The sequence below is a fragment of the Kosakonia sp. 1610 genome (assembly GCF_050435845.1).
Lineage (GTDB): Bacteria > Pseudomonadota > Gammaproteobacteria > Enterobacterales > Enterobacteriaceae > Kosakonia > Kosakonia cowanii.
Window position 1 is genome coordinate 1300486 of the sequence record NZ_JBNDKZ010000001.1, and the last position, 17470, is coordinate 1317955.

At 60.3% G+C, this 17470-nt stretch carries 16 protein-coding genes and 1 pseudogene; 3 read left to right on the plus strand and 14 right to left on the minus strand.

Annotated features, from left to right (window positions below; genetic code table 11):
- Positions 1 to 200: 200 nt before the first annotated feature.
- Positions 201 to 1688 (minus strand): SmvA family efflux MFS transporter, encoded by a 1488-nt coding sequence (locus ABIC80_RS06195; protein ID WP_094419849.1) that lies wholly within the window; start codon positions 1686 to 1688, stop codon positions 201 to 203.
- A 119-nt stretch (positions 1689 to 1807) separates the two neighbouring features.
- Between ABIC80_RS06195 and ABIC80_RS06200 the strand changes: the two genes are divergently transcribed.
- Positions 1808 to 2383, plus strand: coding sequence for a TetR family transcriptional regulator (locus tag ABIC80_RS06200; protein ID WP_054803976.1), 576 nt, complete (start codon positions 1808 to 1810; stop codon positions 2381 to 2383).
- On the opposite strand, the gene ABIC80_RS06205 is transcribed toward ABIC80_RS06200, so the two are convergent.
- The 4 genes from ABIC80_RS06205 to ABIC80_RS06220 form a co-directional block, all read right to left on the minus strand.
- Positions 2380 to 3222 (minus strand): arylamine N-acetyltransferase, encoded by an 843-nt coding sequence (locus tag ABIC80_RS06205; protein ID WP_429176057.1) that lies wholly within the window; start codon positions 3220 to 3222, stop codon positions 2380 to 2382. The genes ABIC80_RS06200 and ABIC80_RS06205 overlap by 4 nt on opposite strands.
- Positions 3223 to 3297: 75 nt before the next feature.
- A complete protein-coding gene (locus ABIC80_RS06210) occupies positions 3298 to 4953 on the minus strand; it encodes an ABC transporter permease (RefSeq protein ID WP_429176058.1) in 1656 nt (551 codons plus the stop codon).
- Between the two features lie 41 nt (positions 4954 to 4994).
- Entirely contained in the window at positions 4995 to 5963 is a 969-nt protein-coding gene (locus ABIC80_RS06215; protein WP_312605749.1) for an ABC transporter substrate-binding protein, read from the minus strand.
- Positions 5960 to 6661 (minus strand): ABC transporter ATP-binding protein, encoded by a 702-nt coding sequence (locus ABIC80_RS06220; protein ID WP_429176061.1) that lies wholly within the window; start codon positions 6659 to 6661, stop codon positions 5960 to 5962. The genes ABIC80_RS06215 and ABIC80_RS06220 overlap by 4 nt, the downstream gene beginning before the upstream one ends.
- A 231-nt stretch (positions 6662 to 6892) precedes the next feature.
- Here ABIC80_RS06220 and ABIC80_RS06225 point away from each other — a divergent pair, with 231 nt between their 5' ends.
- Positions 6893 to 8671, plus strand: coding sequence for a diguanylate cyclase (locus tag ABIC80_RS06225; RefSeq protein ID WP_429176063.1), 1779 nt, complete (start codon positions 6893 to 6895; stop codon positions 8669 to 8671).
- A 28-nt stretch (positions 8672 to 8699) separates the two neighbouring features.
- Positions 8700 to 9272 carry a flavin reductase family protein gene (locus tag ABIC80_RS06230; RefSeq protein ID WP_429176066.1) on the plus strand — a complete coding sequence of 191 codons (573 nt, stop codon included), beginning with the start codon at positions 8700 to 8702 and terminating at the stop codon, positions 9270 to 9272.
- 18 nt (positions 9273 to 9290) lie between these two features.
- On the opposite strand, the gene pptA is transcribed toward ABIC80_RS06230, so the two are convergent.
- The 9 genes and pseudogenes from pptA to ABIC80_RS06275 form a co-directional block, all read right to left on the minus strand.
- Complete coding sequence (pptA, locus tag ABIC80_RS06235; protein WP_023478779.1) at positions 9291 to 9521, minus strand: tautomerase PptA; 231 nt, start codon at positions 9519 to 9521, stop codon at positions 9291 to 9293.
- 53 nt (positions 9522 to 9574) lie between these two features.
- Positions 9575 to 10195 carry a glutathione S-transferase family protein gene (locus ABIC80_RS06240; RefSeq protein WP_429176069.1) on the minus strand — a complete coding sequence of 207 codons (621 nt, stop codon included), beginning with the start codon at positions 10193 to 10195 and terminating at the stop codon, positions 9575 to 9577.
- Between the two features lie 33 nt (positions 10196 to 10228).
- Positions 10229 to 10756, minus strand: a complete 528-nt coding sequence (locus ABIC80_RS06245; protein WP_094419840.1) for a shikimate kinase — start codon at positions 10754 to 10756, stop codon at positions 10229 to 10231.
- 4 nt (positions 10757 to 10760) lie between these two features.
- The gene (locus ABIC80_RS06250) at positions 10761 to 11774 is read right to left on the minus strand and encodes a LacI family DNA-binding transcriptional regulator (protein WP_429176072.1); all 1014 of its coding nucleotides are present in this window, start codon (positions 11772 to 11774) and stop codon (positions 10761 to 10763) included.
- 284 nt (positions 11775 to 12058) lie between these two features.
- Positions 12059 to 12952 carry a transporter substrate-binding domain-containing protein gene (locus ABIC80_RS06255; protein WP_429176073.1) on the minus strand — a complete coding sequence of 298 codons (894 nt, stop codon included), beginning with the start codon at positions 12950 to 12952 and terminating at the stop codon, positions 12059 to 12061.
- A 9-nt stretch (positions 12953 to 12961) separates the two neighbouring features.
- Complete coding sequence (locus ABIC80_RS06260) at positions 12962 to 13735, minus strand: amino acid ABC transporter ATP-binding protein (RefSeq protein ID WP_023478647.1); 774 nt, start codon at positions 13733 to 13735, stop codon at positions 12962 to 12964.
- Positions 13719 to 14642, minus strand: a complete 924-nt coding sequence (locus tag ABIC80_RS06265) for an amino acid ABC transporter permease (protein WP_312423844.1) — start codon at positions 14640 to 14642, stop codon at positions 13719 to 13721. The genes ABIC80_RS06260 and ABIC80_RS06265 overlap by 17 nt, the downstream gene beginning before the upstream one ends.
- 9 nt (positions 14643 to 14651) lie before the next feature.
- Positions 14652 to 15161, minus strand: coding sequence for a GNAT family N-acetyltransferase (locus ABIC80_RS06270; RefSeq protein ID WP_429176074.1), 510 nt, complete (start codon positions 15159 to 15161; stop codon positions 14652 to 14654).
- Between the two features lie 10 nt (positions 15162 to 15171).
- A pseudogene (locus ABIC80_RS06275) lies at positions 15172 to 17435 on the minus strand (NtaA/DmoA family FMN-dependent monooxygenase).
- Positions 17436 to 17470: the final 35 nt, after the last annotated feature.

Consider the following 17470-nt stretch of genomic DNA (forward strand, 5'->3'; position numbering starts at 1 on the left):
GGCGCGTGACACCTAATAGTCGCTGCCGTTGCGTTTTAGTGCCTCCTAAGAGGTAGGGGAGATGCGGTCGTTCTGAAGACGGCAGCGGTTTCGCAATCTGCGTCAGGTGTCAGTTACAGAAAGGTGAATCTATTGGGAACAAGGGGGATGGGCGCCCCGCGCTTTTACGGCTGGCAGAACGCCCTGTTGCGATGATGGGATCAGCTTTTCTCAACGCGTGCGAGGCTAAACCACATCCCTATTGCCAGTACCACTAACAGCATGCTGGCGGTGCTGAGCGCAACGCTGTGTGAGTGGGTAAAGGCCGTCTTCGCGGCGGCAATAATCCCCTCAGCCAGCGCCGGATCGGACTCCCGCGCCAGCCGGAACGCTTCACCGATGGATGATGACGCCTGTGCCGCCGCCTCGGCACTCAGCTGCTGTGGCAGGTTGATGGTTGCGGAGAATGTGCGGCTTAAAATCAGGCCGAAGACCGCAATCCCCAGACCCGCGCCCAGCTCATAGGACATGGTTTCAATCGCCCCTGCCGCCGCCGCTTTCTCCTTCGGCGCAGCGGCCATAATGGCCGCCGTCGAGGCGAGCAGCGCGCTGGCGGCGCTAAAGCCGAGCAGCGCCATCAGCACTGCTGCCTGCACTGGCTGGGTCGAGAAGTTGGTCAGCGACAGCCCAAAGAAGCTGATTGCGCTGAGCGCCATCCCGCCTGCCGCCACGTAACGCAGCCCCAGTTTTGAGACCAGCACCCCGGCAATCGGGCCACTAAAACCGCTGGCAATCATCACCGGCAGCATAAAGACCCCGGCGGCGAAAGGCGTAAAGCCATGCACAAATTGCAGTTCCTGCGCCATCAGCAGTTCGAAGCCCACCAGCGTCACCATGGCCATAATTGCCATCAGCGCGCCGCTGAGGATCACGCGGTGCGTAAAGAGCCGCATGTCGATCATCGGCCGGCTCGCCGCCAGCTGGATGCGCACAAAACCGGTCAGTAACAGGCCACCAATCAGCAGCGTGCTGGTTACCAGCCACAGCGGCAGCGTGCCCTTCATGGCGGTTTTCGCACTCCACACCAGCAACAGGATGGCGGCAATCAGCGCCAGCGCCTGGTTAAGATGCAGCGGCTGATCGGCACGCCCCTGCTGGCGCGGGACATACCGGGCGGTAAGCGCCATCACCACCAGCACAATCGGCACGTTGATGAGAAATACCGAGCCCCAGTAAAAGTGCTCAAGCAGCATACCGCCAATCAACGGGCCAAATGCCGCGCCGCCGGAGCCAATCGCCGCCCAGACGCCGAGCGCGGTGTTGCGATGGTGCGCCTGAGAAAAGGTGGTGCGGATCCCGGCAAGCGTCGCGGGCACAATCATCGCCGCGCCGACAGCGAGCAGCGCACGGGTGGCAATCAGCCAGCCTGCGGTAGGGGCAAATGCCGCCAGCAGCGACGCGCCGCCGAACAAACCGCTGCCGATCAGCAGCAGGCGCTTAAAGCCGATTTTGTCGCCCAATGCGCCCATCGGCAGCACCATCCCTGCCATCACCAGCGAATAGATATCGATGATCCAGAGCAGTTCATTCCCGCTGGCATCCAGCGCGGTGCTGAGCGTCGGCGCGGCAACATGCAGCACCGTCGCATCAATCGCCACCGGAATATAAACCAGCACAATGATGACCAACGTTAACCACTGACGAAACATAACTTCTTCCTCTTTTATCCGTTCTGGACGCCCGTCCAGAAATGCGATCCTACGGATTGTTGAACACATGTCCAGCTTTTTGTTACACTCCGCGGCACGTTTTAAGGGGAAAATATTTCATGAGCTATTTAAATCGGGACGATCGCCGGGAAGTGATTCTGCAGGCCGCCATGCGTGTCGCGCTGGCGGAGGGCTTTTCCGCCATGACGGTTCGCCGCATCGCCAGCGAAGCCGGGGTGGCAACGGGCCAGGTACACCACCATTTCATCTCGTCGAACGAACTCAAATCGCAGGCCTTTATTCGGCTGATCGATGAACTGCTGGAGGTTGAGCTGGTTCCGGAAACCGCACCGTGGCGCGAGCAGCTGTTTGCCATGCTCGGCAGCGATGAAGGCGGTCTGGAGCCCTATATTCATCTGTGGCGCGAAGCGCTGCTGCTGGCGAGTAAAGATCCGGAAATCAAAGGCGCTTATCTGCTGACGATGGAGATGTGGCACGTCAAAGTTGTCAGGCTTATCGAACAGGGTGTGGCGGCGGGCGAATTTACCCTGCATGATCCGGCGGCGGATATCGCCTGGCGGCTGATTGCGATGGTCTGCGGCATGGACGGGATTTGCATCCTCGGCATGCCAGATGTCGATGAATCAGCCTTCAAACGCCATCTGGCACGGATGATTGAGAAAGAGCTCTGCTAGCGCTTGCCGCTGTGCAGATCAAAGCCGTCCATCACGGTTTGCAGCTGTTGCAGAGTAAAGCCCGACTGCGCATCGCTCACCCCCAGCCCGAAGCGCTGCTGTAGCGTCTCATACAGCGCGGCAACGTCGGGCAGATGCGTCTCCTCCACCACTTTGCCCTGCTGCCAGTGGGTGAAGTGGAAGTTGGTGAGGGTCATTTTGCCGCCGTCCGGCAGATGGCGGCACATCAACAGATGGTGGCGAAAATGGGAGGTCGGCCAGTGCGCGGAGTGGAAGTTGCCGAGCACGTAATCCGCCTGGTACTGCTCCTCCATCTCAAACTGATACATCGTCTGCCAGTGCTCATGATGGCGGAACTGTAGCTGCCAGTTTTCACCCGCGCGCAACAAGCGATAGAGACCGTGCGGCGTCGCCTGCTCAATCTCCTCCTGCAGGCGGATTGGCGCCGTCAGGCTCTGACCACCGAAGCCGACATCGGCGATCCACGGCTCCCCGTTGAGCTGCACCAGCAGCAGGCGATGGGTGCGCGGCGGCATCTGATCCGGGTTAGCGAGCAGCACGCGCCCCAGCAGGCTGCGCACCTCAAACCCCATCTCGCGCAGCGCGCGCTCAAAAAGGCCGTTCTGCTCAAAACAGTAGCCGCCGCGCCGGCCCACGACCAGCTTGGCGAAAATCGCCTCATCGCTGAGATCGATTTCACGCGGCAACACCACGTCGATGTTTTCGAACGGGATCGCGGCGTTATGGTGCAGATGCACGGCGCGTAAGGTTTCAAGGGTGGCATCCAGCGTGTGATGCCAGTCGATGCGATCCAGATAAGCGCTTAAAAACGGGGTCATACAGGCTCCTTGCGTGTGATGTCCTTTGGTTATAACCCATATTTGCCCCGCCACTGGCGTTTTCGTGCCTTCACGTTATCCCTTTGTGCTGCGCTGCATGATGGCCAGCGCCGTCAGCATCAAGCCCAGCCCGGTAATCAGCGTCAGCGTCGCCATCGCCATCCCCTGACCCACCGAGCCCTGCTCAAACTGCCGCCAGATAAAGACCGCCACGGTTTGCGTGCCCGCAGGCGACAGCAGCAGCGAGGTAACCAGTTCGCGCGAAGCAATGGCGAAGACCATCAACATCGATGCGAGCATTGCCGGGGAAATCAGCGGCAGCACAATAAAGCGCAGCGCCTGAAACGCGCTGGCACCATGCACCCGCGCCGCCGGTTCAAGATTGCCGCCGAGCTGGCGCATGGCGCTGCCGATGTAGCGCACCGGCCACGGAAGCAACAGACAACAGTAAGAGAGCAGCAAAATCGCCCACGTGTTATAGGGCGAAACCGGCCAGAACGCGCGGTTCCACAGCAGGATCAACCCGACCCCGACCACCACGCCCGGCAGCGCAGCGGGCATAAGCGATAGCGCATCGATAAGCGCACGCCCTTTTATCTTCTGCATTACCACCAGCCAGGCGGCGCATAACCCGAGCAGGCCGGTCACCAGCGCCGCCGCAAACGCGAGGGAAACACTGGTGCCGAGCGCAGGCAGTGCATCACCGCGCTGGGCAAAGAGTGCCGCAAAGTGAGCGCCGGTGAGATTGTTCCACGCCAGCCCGCCAGAGAGCGTCGCGCTAAAGCCGGTCACCGCCATCGACAGCCCCGGCAGCACCACCGCGATAAAACCGATCATCGCCATCACCGCCACCACTGGTGCGGTAAACAGTCCCAGTTTTGCGCCAACATGCGCGGCGGGTTTGCCGGAGACGCTGGTGACATCGGTGCCGCCGGTCAGTTTGCGTTGCAGCGCCCAGCCGCCGAGCGCAACCGCAATCAGCACCAGCGACAGCAGCGAAGCGCCGGGCAGATCGATCGGCCAGTCGGCGAGCTTCTCCTCAATACCGACCGTCAGCATCACTACCCCGGAGCGGGTGCCCAGCGCCGCCGGCACGCCATACTCCTCAATCGCCAGCGTGAAGGCCAGCAGCATCCCCGCCGCCAGGGCGGGTGACAGCAGCGGCAAAGTGATGTGGTAAAACGCCCGCCACGGCGTTGCGCCATGTACCCGCGCTACCAGCGCCAGCCGCTGCCCGCTGGCAAGCAGGCTGCGCGAGACGGCAAAATAGACCACCGGGAAGATATTGAGCGTCATCACCAGCACAATGCCGCTTTTGCTGAACAGCAGATTATTGAGATCCAGCCCGGTGAGCTGCATCAGGTAGCCCTGGGTTTGCAGCACCAGCATCCACGAGAGCGCGGCAATGTAAGGCGGCGTCAGAAACGGGATCAGAAACAGCAGATCCCACAGCTTCGGGCACGGCAGATCGAACAGCCCGCGCGCGACGCCGAGCGGCAGGCCAATCACCGCGCTGAGCAGCGCCACACCAAGGGCGATTTGCAGCGTGCCGCTGAACATTGCCGGCAGCTGCGGCTCGGCGAGCAGGTGCGGGATCGCCGAAAAGGGGTCGCTCAGCGAGCCTGCGCTGAAGTGGGGAAAGAGTGCCTGTAACACAATAAAGAGTAACGGCAGCGCCACCAGTATCACCAGCAGCGCCGTGGTTATCCGGGCGATAACGGTCTGATTCACGGCAAGGGATCCTGAAAGCGGGGGTGCCCCCGCAGTGGGTTTTACTGGGCAAACAGCGTGTTGAAGCGCTTGAGGATCTCGCCGCGCTCGCTGCCGGTGTCGCTCTGGGTCGGCAGCAGTTTCAGCTCGCTTAACAGTGGACGTTTGGCGGCAACATCGGTACGGGCAGGCATCAGCCAGGCGTCGGCGACCATTTTCTGCCCTTCCGGCGACAGCACATAGTCGATAAAGGCTTTCGCCTCCTGCTCATGCTGGGTCGATTTGAGGATCATCATCGGGCGCGGCGCAATCACCGTGCCGCTGGCCGGGAAAATGACCTTCAGCGATTCGCCCTGCGCGATATTGCCATAAGTGACGTAATCGACCGCGCCGAAGACTGCCGCTTTCGCCCCCTGCATCACCGGCGTCACCGCCTGCGCGTTCGGGCCGCTCACCACCATGCCGTTCTTTTTCAGATCGTCAAAAAGCTGCCAGGCGTTATCGCCCATGCCATTTTGCAGCCCGATCAGCAAATCGAGTGATGCGCCGGAGAGCGCCGGGTCTGGTGTTGTGACCTTATCTTTAAACGCAGGCGCGGTCAGATCGCGCCACTCTTTCGGCTCCGGGGTGCCGCTTTTGCTGTTCCAGACAATGCCGAGCGCCGAAATGCCCTGCGCCACATAGTCCGCACTTTTCAGCGTCTGCGGCACTTTTTCGGCATTAGCGCTGGTAAACGGCAGCAGCCAGCCGCGTTTATGCAGATCTTCTGCCGTCTCCCACGAGGCGGAGATCAAAATATCCGCCTGCGGGTTGGCCTGCTCCGCCTCCAGACGCGCCATCACTTTGCCAGTGGTGGCCTGGAAGATATTCACTTTTACCCCGCTCTGCTGCTCGAAGCCACTGGCGAGGTTTTTCGCCAGCGATCCCGGCCCGGCGGTGTAAACCGTCAGCGCATGCGCGCTGGAGATGATCATCGATGACAGCGCCATAGCGAGGGCGACTCCTTTTTTCACGGACAGTAAGCCTTTCATGCAGATTCCCCTGAGGTTGACGTAACGGTGCGAACAGACTCCACCTCGCCGGAGGCGAGATGAACAATGCGGTCGGCGAGCAGCTCTGCTTCACGGCGATCGTGGGTGACATAGACGGCGGTGGTGCCAAGCTGGCGCAACAGGCGCGCCATCTCATGGCACAACGCTTCGCGCAGCGCGGTATCGAGATTGGAGAGCGGCTCATCAAACAGCAGCACGCCCGGCTCGGCGACAATCGCCCGCGCCAGTGCGACGCGCTGCTGCTGGCCGCCAGAGAGCCCGGAGGGTTTGCGATCGGCGAAATCCGCCAGCCCGACGCGCGTCAGCGCCTGCACCACGCGTGCATCACGCTCGCCGCGCGGCACAGCGCGCATCTTCAGCGGAAAGGCGACGTTTTGTGCCACGCTCATGTGCGGCCACAGCGCGTAATCCTGGAACACCATGCCAATGTCGCGCGTTTCGGGCGGTAAAGACCAGCCCGCTTTTGCCACGCAGCGATCGCCAAACCAGATGTCGCCAGCGGCCGGCTGCGCCAGCCCCGCCAGCAGGCGCAGCAGCGTGCTTTTGCCGCAGCCGGAGGGGCCGAGCAGCGCGACGATGGTGCCCGCGGGGATGGCTAAGTCGATGCGATTGAGAACGGTGTGCGCGCCGAAAGCGTAGGAAACGCCTTGCAGCCGGATGTCAGTGAATGCGCTCATCGACGCCCTCCTGTTTCAGGAAGCCGTGCGAAACCCGCGGTCTGCATCCGCAGGGCGCATCCACCTGAGCAGAAGTCAGGGGAGCAAACATCTTGTTATCCTCTTTGGGATTTGATTGCGGCTGACTATAGGCAGGGAGTGTGACGCTGAAATGACACGGATATGGCACCTTGATTTTTAAGCAATGTCTACACTGAAAAGAACGCTGTTCTTAACCAAAAAGGGATGCCCGTGCGGATCGCCACGATAACCAATTTTGCCTATATCGCCACGGTGGTGTTAACGCTCAGCTCCGGCGTCGCGCTATTTCTGGCTTCCAGCGCGGAACGTAATGAGCGCGAGGCGGTGACGCAAAGCCGTCTTTTCGACACCCTCACCGATGCGCTGGAAAAAGAGGCGTGGGCGTTAAGCGAGCTGGCGCGCGAAGCGGTGATAAAAAAGCAGCCTGAAGCCATTCAGAGCTGGAAGACCCGCGCAGAGCAGGATATCGATCTGGAGAATCATCTCGCCGCGCTGCGCGATAACGGTGCCTCCGATGAGGAGTTGCTTATTCTCCGTGATGGTCTTACGACCCTCGATCAGCTGGAAGATGAGCAGCGGATCGCCATCAGCGACGTTGAGACGGGAAAAATTGATGAGGCGATGAACCTGCTCTTTAGCGCCAGCTATGAGGATCGCCTCGCGGAAACCGAATACCGCTTTTCCCACTTTCGTAGCCTGATCGATCAGCGCACGCAAAGCGCTATTGCGAACGCCACCGACCTCTCCCTGCGCCTGCGCACCCTCTCTGAGATCATGGTCGGCCTGACCGCCCTGCTGTTTCTGTTTGTGCTCGGTTTTATTATCAAACACCGCATCCTGCGCCCGGTGGTAACGCTGAGCGACGTGGTGAACCGGCTGGCGACGCAGGATTACAACGTCGAAGCGCCGGTGCTGGCGCAGGTCGATGAGATTGGCGATATGGCGCAGGCAATCCGCATTTTTCGCGAGAACGGGCTGGCCCGCCAGCGCCTCGAGCTGGAGCGCGATGCCGAATGGGCGACGCGCACCCTGCTGGCGCGCATGACCCAGCGTTTGCAGGGGTGTGATTCATTGCACGCGATTGTGCGGGTGGTAAGCCGCTTTGCGCCGCAGATCGTTCCCGATATGGGCGCGCGGCTCTATCTGCTGGATAACAACACGAATCGTATGAATTGTGTCGCCCGCTGGGCACTGCCGCCCGGCGAAGATACCCCTTTCGCGCCGGACAGCTGCTGGGCGCTGAAGCGCGGCCAGCTGCATAGCCCCGGTAACGGTGACGTTGATATGCCCTGCGATCACATCGTGCCCGAGATCGCCGCACGGGCGATCTGCGTGCCGCTGAATGCGCAGAACAAAAGTATCGGCCTGCTGACCTTTGATAACTACACGCCGGGCAAAGAGCCGCCCTATATCTATCTTGAACTGCTGGCGGAAACCCTCGCGCTGGCGCTAGCTAACCAGATGCTGCGCGACACGCTGACCGAAAAAGCGAACTATGACTCCCTGACCGGCCTGCGTAACCGCCACAGCCTTGAAGAGACGCTGCGCAATATGATCGATCAGGCAATGGTCGACAATACGCTGCTGAGCTGCCTGATGCTGGATGTCGACTACTTCAAAAAACTCAACGATCTGCACGGGCATGACGCGGGCGATAAAGTGTTGCGCGAACTGTCGCGCATTATTACCGACACGCTCGGCGAATGCGGCGTCGCCTTCCGCTACGGCGGCGAGGAGTTTTTGCTGATCCTGCCGGGTAAGAGCGAAACGGAAGCGAAAATGATCGCCGAGCGGCTGCTAAACACCATACTTAAACACCCGATGCGCTACGAGTCGCAGGATATCGGCCCGGTGTCGGTCTCCATCGGTCTCGCCACCTGGCCACGCCACGCCAGGGCTGATAACCTGGTGCGCGCCGCCGACCTCGCGCTCTATATGGCGAAGGAGCAAGGCCGCGGGCAGATTGTGGTTGCCCGCCACGCCGGGTAGTTGCGGAAATTTTGCTAAAGGAGAGGTTATGAGCCATTTTCGTCCGGTGGCGTTAGAGCACGCCAGCCGCCTGTTAAACCACGGCCCGACCGTGATGATCACCAGCCGCGATGAGCAGATCGACCGTCGCAACGTAATGAGCGCCGCCTGGTCGATGCCGGTCGAGTTTTCGCCGCCGCGCATCGCCATCGTGGTGGATAAAAGCACCTGGTCGCGCGAGCTGATTGAGCGCAGCGGCATGTTTGGCATTGTCATCCCCTGTGTCGCCGCCGCCAACTGGACCTACGCCGTTGGCAGCATTACCGGGCGCGATGAGGATAAGTTCAACTGTTATGGCATTCCGGCGATTGCCGGGCCGGTGCTGGGCCTGCCGGTGGTGGAAGAGAAGTGTCTGGCGTGGATGGAGTGTCGCCTGCTGCCGCCGACCGCCGCGCAGGAGAAATATGACACGCTGTTTGGCGAAGTGCTCTCTGCCGCCGCCGATGAGCGCGCTTTTGTGCAGGGGCGCTGGCAGTTTGATGATGATCAGCTGAACACGATCCACCATCTCGGCGGCGGTACTTTTGTCGCCAGCGGCAAAAGGATGGTTGCCGGGCAGTAAGGCCTGCCCGGTCAGCCGTTACATGCTGTAGCCGGGCTTTTTAATCAGCTTCTCCATCTGCGGCGCAATCTCTTTATCCCAGGCGTTCACCTGCCACTCTTCCGGTGCGATCTCGGTGAGTGCCACGCTGATGGAGCTCTCTTTGCTGTTGAGATGGCGAATAATCACCTCGGTGATATCCGCCGCCAGCGCACTCTTCTGCTCGTCGTTCAGATCGCGGGGAAAACATTTGATATCGATATGCGGCATGGTCTGCTCCTTTTTTAATAAAAAAATGACGATAACACAGCGGGCAACCCGCGCTAGCCGATAATCTCGTTACGCCGCAGCACCGCCTCGAGTTTTGGCAGCGCGCAGACGGCATCGGCAATAGCATTTATCTTCGGCGTGTTGCTGGCAAACCACGCCTGGCGCGGCCCCCAGCTGCGCATCACGCAGAGATAGATGTCCAGCAGCGTAAGCTGTTCGCCGAAGGCGTAAGGCGCGGCCTGCAACTGGCTCTCCAGCCACAGATAGAGGGTTTTGCGGTAAGCGATGCAGCTCTCTTTCAACTGCTCCGCCGCGTCCGGCACCCAGCGCTCCGGGTAATCGGCATAGGTAAAGGTCGGGTAGACATTCGCCACCAGCCATATCAGCAGCCGCCAGAACTGCTGGCGCGCCGGCGTCCCTTCTGGCGGAGCCAAATCAGGATGACTGTCGAGGATCATCAGCGCCACGGCGGCAGATTCGGTCATCACACTGCCATCTTCCAGTTGCAGCGTAGGCACCTGGCAGAGCGGGTTGAGCGTGCGCAGCATCTCCTGCTGCGGGCCGGGCTGGTCAAAGCCTTTAACATCGTGAAACTGATAAGGGATATCAGCCAGCGTAAGCATCGCTTCGCTGATGGCCGATCCAAAGCCTTGTACGCCATAAACGGTGATCATAGGGTTACCTCGCATGTCACAAGAGGCTTAAGCTTAGGTCAGAGTGGCGAGAAATTCGTCAGCCTTCTGTGGCGAGGTCAGGCGCACAAAGCGCAGGTGCTGATAGCGTGGATCGGCCATATCACGCGCGTAACGCTCGCGGTTGCTGCGCCAGGTCTTGATGGTCCAGAGAATGATCGACTCGCGGCTCAGGAAGGAGCGGCGAAAGCTTTCGCAGTTGCCGGTGCCGGGCCACAGCTCCTGTTTGTGCCGCGCGCGTTTTATCGCCCGCAGCACCGCCTGGCGCAGGGTGCGCCAGAAGCCGTAATCGATCCAGATAATCAGATCGACGTTACGCCATTTGATGTCGCGGCTGCGGTTATAGTTGCCGTCCAGCACCCAGCCGGGCTGTTGCAGGAGCTGTTCAAGTTTCGCGTAGAGCTCTTCGTCCGGCGTCCCCTGCCAGTTGGGCCGCCAGTAGAGGGTGTCCATATCGATATAGGGCACGTTAAGCTGGCGCGCCAGACGCTTACCCAGCGTCGATTTGCCGCTGCCACTGGTGCCAATAATGTTGATTCTCATCTTTTTACGCCGATTCCCGCTCAGTCAGGTGAAAGCCAATATCGATAATCTGCTCGCCGTCGCTGCGCCCTTCGATGCGATTAGCCAGCAGTGTCGCCGCCCGCGCGCCGATAGCGTAACGATCAAGAGCAACCGTAGTGATGGCGGGCACAGTTGCTGCGGCAAAGTCGAGATCGCCAAAGCCCATTACCGCCACATCCTGCGGCACGCGCAGCCCGCGCGCCTGGATCTCGCTAATCGCCCCCTGCGCGAGGGTGTCGGAGCCGCAGATAATCACATCTAACTCTGTGGTTTCCAGCAGTTGCGCCGCCCCGGCGCGGCCATCAGCAAAGCGGGCAGGCAGTTGCGACTCAACACAAGGCACGTCGGTAATGCCGTGACGCGCCAGCCCTTCGCACAGCCCGTTTTTACGCTGCGCAGCCGTTCTCTCTGTCGTCCATACCAGCCCCGGACGCCGGTAGCCTTTGCCGAGCAGATACTCTGCTGTTGCCAGGCCCGCTTTCTCATGGGAGAAGCCGACCAGCATGTCGATGGGCGTTGGCGTGATATCCCACGTCTCCACCACCGGCACGCTGGCGTTGAAGATGATCTTTTTCAGGTCATTAGCGTGATGGATGCCGGTGAGCGCAATGCCGTCCGGGCGACGCGACATCAGGGTCGACACCAGCTCGGTTTCCGTTTGCGGCGTGTAACCGGCGCTGCACAGCAGCATCTGATAACCGCGCTGTGAGAGCGTTTCACCCATTGCCTGAAGCGTATCGGCAAACAGCGGATCGTTGAGGTGGGGCACCAGCACGGCAATCAGTTTGCTGCGCCGTGAGGCCAGCCCGCCAGCCAACGCGTTGGGAATGTAGCCCGTCGCTTTGACGGCGGCGAGCACCTTTTTCACGGTTTCCGACCGTACCTGGTCCGGCGTGTTAAGCGCCCGACTGACGGTCATGGAGGAGAGCCCGGCGGCGCGGGCGACGTCATCCAGCGTCGGCGCGCGGGAGATAACAGCACGAGAAGGTCTTGCCATCTTCACTCACAGAGCCCGCAGAGGCGTTAGCATTGGCTACGTTATATTTTGTAGTATAACTATAACTCCAATCAATACCTCTGTTCACTTTTAAATCAGTGCATTACCTCACCATTTTGTTTAAAAATGTTAGCGCTAACATTAATAAGCACGCCAACTACCGCTGAGCTGATACCCTCCTGACGGACATTTTTGCAGCCGATCGCATTTTCACTTTTTGTACAAGTTTGGTGCACTAAACAAGCTGCAAAAACCCACCATAATCATGTTAGCGCTATCATTTTTTACCACTTCACGCCCGGCGGATTGACCTGCGAAGTCTCAACCCCTTCGCCCTGCTCACCCCAGCGCGCCAGCACCTGTTGATACTCGCCGCGCGCGATGGCGCCGTTGATTGCCGCCTGCAAAGCCAGCACCAGGCCGTTGCCCTTTTTGCTGGTGGTCGCCACCCAGGTTTTCTTCGGCCCCAGCCCGACCACTTTTGTTGTGCCATTCAGCGCCGCTTTATATGCCGCGACCGACTGCGGGCCAAACACCACGTCCGCGCGCCCGGACTGAATATATAAATTGCCGGAGGCGTCATCCGTCAGGTAAATCGGTTTTGCCGCCTCGCGCCCGGCGGCGCGGTTCTCCTCACTCCAGCGCAGCAAGATCCGCTCCTGATTGGTGCCGGAGCCAACAATCACCCTGCGCCCGGCCAGGTCGGCTGGGCCGCTAATCGCGTTTATCGGGCTGGTAGCTTTTACCGAAAAAGCGAGCGAATCGGCGCGATAGGTGGCGAAGTCAAACTTCTGCTTACGTGCCTCGGTGACGGCAATATTGACCAGCGCCACATCGTAGCGCCCGGAGGTGATGCCGAGCGGCCAGTCCTCCCAGGCGGTCGGTACCAGTTTCAGCTTGAGACCAAGACTGCTCGCCAGCAGCCTGGCAATATCCGGGTCGCTGCCAATGCGCGTGCGGTTATCGCTCGCCAGCAGAGCCAGCGGCGGCGAGTTAAGCGCGGAGATGGCAACCGTCAGCGTGCCCGGCTCGACAAAACGGTAATTCGCCGGAATTTTAGCGATTGCTGCCTCATCCCGCGTCGCCACAATCGGCTGCTCATTGGCGCGCAGATCGATCTGCCCGGCCACAACCGGGTCTGAGCTGAACACTATCAGCGCCAGTAATGCCTGTTTCATACGCACTCCTTACAGCACTTTCGAGAGGAACTGGCGTGTGCGGGCGTGCTGCGGCTGGTTCAGCACCGCCTCACTACTCCCCTGCTCCACAATTTTGCCGTCGACCATAAACACCACCTGGTCGGCGACCTCGCGGGCAAAACCGATCTCATGGGTCACTACCACCAGCGTCGATCCGGCCCGCGCCAGCTTTTTGATCACATCCAGCACCTCGCCCACCAGTTCCGGATCGAGCGCGGAGGTCGGCTCATCAAACAGCATCACACGCGGGCGCAGCGAGAGCGCACGGGCGATGGCGATACGCTGCTGCTGGCCGCCGGAGAGATGACGCGACCAGGCATCGGCTTTGTTACGCAGCCCGACCACATCCAGCAGTTCAAAAGCCTGCTCGACCGCCGCTTTACGGCTCAGCTTTTTATGGGCAATCGGCGCTTCAATCAAATTCTCCAGCACCGTCAGGTGCGGAAAGAGATTGAAGTTCTGAAACACGTACCCGACGTTGACGCGCTGGCGCAGGATCTCCTTCTCTTTCAGCTCGTAGAGTTTGTCACCCTGCTGGCGGTAGCCGATGTACTCGCCGTCGATACGGATAAAGCCCTCGTCGACGCGCTCAAGGTGATTAATGGTGCGCAGCAGCGTCGACTTGCCGGAGCCGGAGGGGCCGAGGATCACCGTTACCGTGCCGGGCGGGATCTCCAGCGACACATTATCCAGCGCTTTATGGCGGCCAAAATATTTGCTGACGCCGCTAATCGAGATATGGCCTTCAGGAGAGATGGGCATGGGCAGGCTCCGTGGCGTGGGTGGTGTGCGTCGTCGCCGCTGCGCGGTAAACGGACGGATTGATAGCCGAGCGGCGTTCACTGCGCGCCAGCCAGCGTTCAACCAGATACTGGATCGCCGACAGCACGCTGGTGATCACCAGATACCAGGCGGCGCCAACCATCAGCAGCGGGATCACCTCCTGGGTGCGGTTGTAGATCATCTGGATGGTGTAAAAAAGCTCCGGCATCGCCAGCACGTAAACCATTGCCGTGCCTTTGGCGAGGCTGATAATTTCGTTGAACCCCGAGGGCAAAATGGTACGCAGCGCCTGCGGCAAAATAATGCGCACCGTGCGCCGCCAGGCGGGCAGACCGAGCGCGGCAGCGGCTTCATACTGCCCGTGATCGACGCCAAGAAAACCGCCGCGAATGATCTCTGCGGTATAGGCGCTCTGCACCAGCGTCAGCCCGACCACCGCCGTGGCGAACTGGCCGAGCACATTAATCGTCTCGTAGCGCGCCCACTCAATGCTGGTAAAGGGAATGCCGATGGCGAGTGAGTCATAGAGGTAGGAGAAGTTATACAAAATGATCAGCACCACAATCAGCGGCAGCGAGCGGAACAGCCAGATATAGCCCCAGGCAAGGCTGCTCAACAGCCACGACGAGGAGAGCCTCGCCAGCGCCAGCAGCCCGCCGAGAATGACGCTCAACACCGTGCCGACCAGCGTCAGCAGCAGCGTTTGCCCTAACCCTTCGAGGATCACCGGGTCGAAAAACCAGCGGGCAAAGACGCCCCACTCCCAGCGCGGGTTGAACGCCACGGACTGGATCACCGCCGCCAGCACAAACAGCGCGACGATGGCCCCCACGGTGCGCAGCGGGTAGCGGGCCGGCACCACTTTGATTGTTTCGGTACTTTTCATGGTCGCTCCTCAGGCGGTTTTGCTCAGACGGGCCGACGACAGCACTTTGCTGAAGCGCAGCCGGCCATCAAACGGCGGCAGGCTGTACTCTTCCGTATTGCGCGTCAGGTCGAAGTGCGGCTGGTAGCCCTGGCTCAGGTAGAGCCGTACCGCTTCCGGCTGGCGAAAGCCGGTAGTCAGGTAGATCTGGCTATAACCGGCAAGCTCGGCGCGGCGCTCCAGCTCCTGCACCACGCGCGCCGCCAGCCCCTGCTGGCGCAGCGAGGCGTCGGTCCAGATGCGTTTGATTTCGGCAGTGCGCTGATCAAAAGGTTTGTAAGCGCCGGTGGCGATAATCTTTCCCTCTCGCTCCAGCACGATAAACAGCCCCTGCGGCGGTAAATACCACTCAGTCAGCTCCACTTCGGCGTCGCGGGAAAAGTAGTCGCCGTAGCGGGCGGCATACTCGGCAAACAGCCCGGTGAGGATCGGTTGCAGCTCGTCGGCGTCGGGTGAGACATCACGGAAACGTTCGTTCATCCTCTGCTCCTTAATCGCCAAGGCCTGGCGGGTTAATTTCTGATTGCGCGATACGCTCTACCCCTTCACCCCAGCGGTTGAGCACCTTGTCGTAATCACCGCTCGCCATCGCACCATTCAGCGCGCTCTGCACCGCCGGTGCCAGCCCGTTGCCTTTACGCAACGTCACGGCAATATGCGCCGCTTTTGGCCAGCCGCCGTCGACACTACCCACCAGCCGGGTTTTGCCGGTCAGCGCCGCTTTCCATGCACCAATCACATTGGGGCCAAAGAAGGCATCCGCGCGGCCCGATTGCAGCGCCAGCGTCTGCGCGGCGTCATCTTTGGTGTAGACCGGCGTAAAGGCTTTAAGCCCCTTCTTCAGGTTTTCCGCGTTCCAGGCCAGCAGGATCGCCTCCTGATTGGTGCCGGAGCCAACAATGATGCGCAGCCCGGCGATATCCGCCGCCTGCTGAATCTGTTTGATGGGGCTTGCGGTTTTGACATAAAAACCGAGGGAGTCTTTGCGATAGGTAGCGAAATCAAACTTCGCTTTGCGCGCCTGGGTGACGGTGATATTGCTGATCGCGGCATCATATTTGCCGGAGGCGACGCCCAGCGGCCAGTCCTCCCAGGAGGTCGGCACCACATTCAGTTCAAGCCCGAGGCTATCGGCCACCAGCCGGGCAATATCCACTTCGCTGCCGAGCAGGGTTTTGTTGTCAGCGGCAAACACCGTTAGCGGCGGCGAGTTAAGCGCGGCAACCGCCACGGTGAACTTACCCGGCTGCACAAAGCGGTACCCTTGCGGCAGCTGGTTTATCGCCTGCGGTTTTTTCGCCGTATGGATCGGCGTGGAATTGGCCTCAAGGCTAACGCCAGTGCCATTGATGGTCACCTCGCTGGCCTGCGTCAGCGGCGTCAATGCAAGCGTTGCCGCCAGTAAAAGGGTGCGTCTCTGCATAGCGTTCTCTTCTTCTATTGTGTTGACCGGGGATGTGCGGGCAGCGCCAGGCCTAAACTTTCGCGCAGAGTTGTACCGGGGTAGTCGGTGCGGAACAGACCGCGCGCTTGCAGGATCGGCACCACTTTTTTGACGAAGCGCGGGAAGGTATCCGGCGTACCGCCCTGGATGATGAACCCGTCGGCGGCGCGGCTCTCAAACCACGCCTGCAAGCCGTCGGCCACCTGTTCAGCGGTACCGGAAAAACGCGGACGCGGCGAGGCGCTCTCCAGTGCCACCTGGCGCAGCGTCAGCTGGCGTTCGCGGGCGTTGCGCTTGATCTCATCGGTGGTGCTGCGAAAGCTGTTCTGCCCTAAGTCACCAATCTCCGGGAAGGGTTCGTCGAGCGGGTACTGGCTAAAGTCGTGGTGCTCGAAGTAGCGCCCGAGGTAGTTGAGCGCATCATTAATGGAGACCAGCGCGGCGGTGGTTTGATACTGCTGCTCGGCATCCGCTTCGCTGTCGCCGACAATCACGCTGACGCCCTGGAAAATGTGCAGCTCGTCATCATGTCGCCCGTGCTGTTCCAGCTGCTGCTTCACGTCGCGGTAGAAGGCCTGTGCCTCCGCTAACGTTTCATGGTGAGTAAAAATGGCATCGGCATGGCGCGCCGCCAGTTTTTTGCCATCCTCCGAGGCGCCCGCCTGGAAAATAATCGGCCTGCCCTGCGGCGTGCGGCCAATGTTCAGCGGGCCTGCGACCTGGAAAAAGTCGCCGTGGTGGTTGAGGGTGTGCAGTTTCGCCGGGTCGAAAAATTGCCCGCTGGCTTTATCACGAATAAATGCATCCTCCTCCCAGGAGTCCCACAACCCTTTCACCACATTGAGATACTCATCGGCAATGCGGTAACGCAAGGCGTGATCCGGGTGTTTTTCACGGGAGAAGTTTTTCGCCGAACCTTCCAGCGGTGAGGTGACGACGTTCCAGCCTGCCCGGCCATGGCTCAGGTGATCGAGGCTGGCGAACTGCCGCGCCACGGTAAAGGGTTCGCTATAGGAGGTTGAGAGCGTGCCCACCAGACCAAGATGCCGGGTGACGCTTGCCAGCGCCGACAACACCGTCAGCGGTTCAAAGCGATTTAAGAAGTGGGGGATCGATTTTTCATTGATATATAAGCCGTCAGCGACAAATAAGAAATCGAGTTTCCCCTGCTCAGCGACACGCGCCGTCTCCTGCACAAAGTCAAAATTAATACTGGCGTCGGCGACCGCCGCAGGATGTCGCCAGGCGGACATATTTCCCGATGCGCCATGCAAGATGGTGCCAAGCCGCAATTGTCGTGCTGTAGACATACTCCCTCCGGAATTCAGGCAACAGGTGGCCCGGA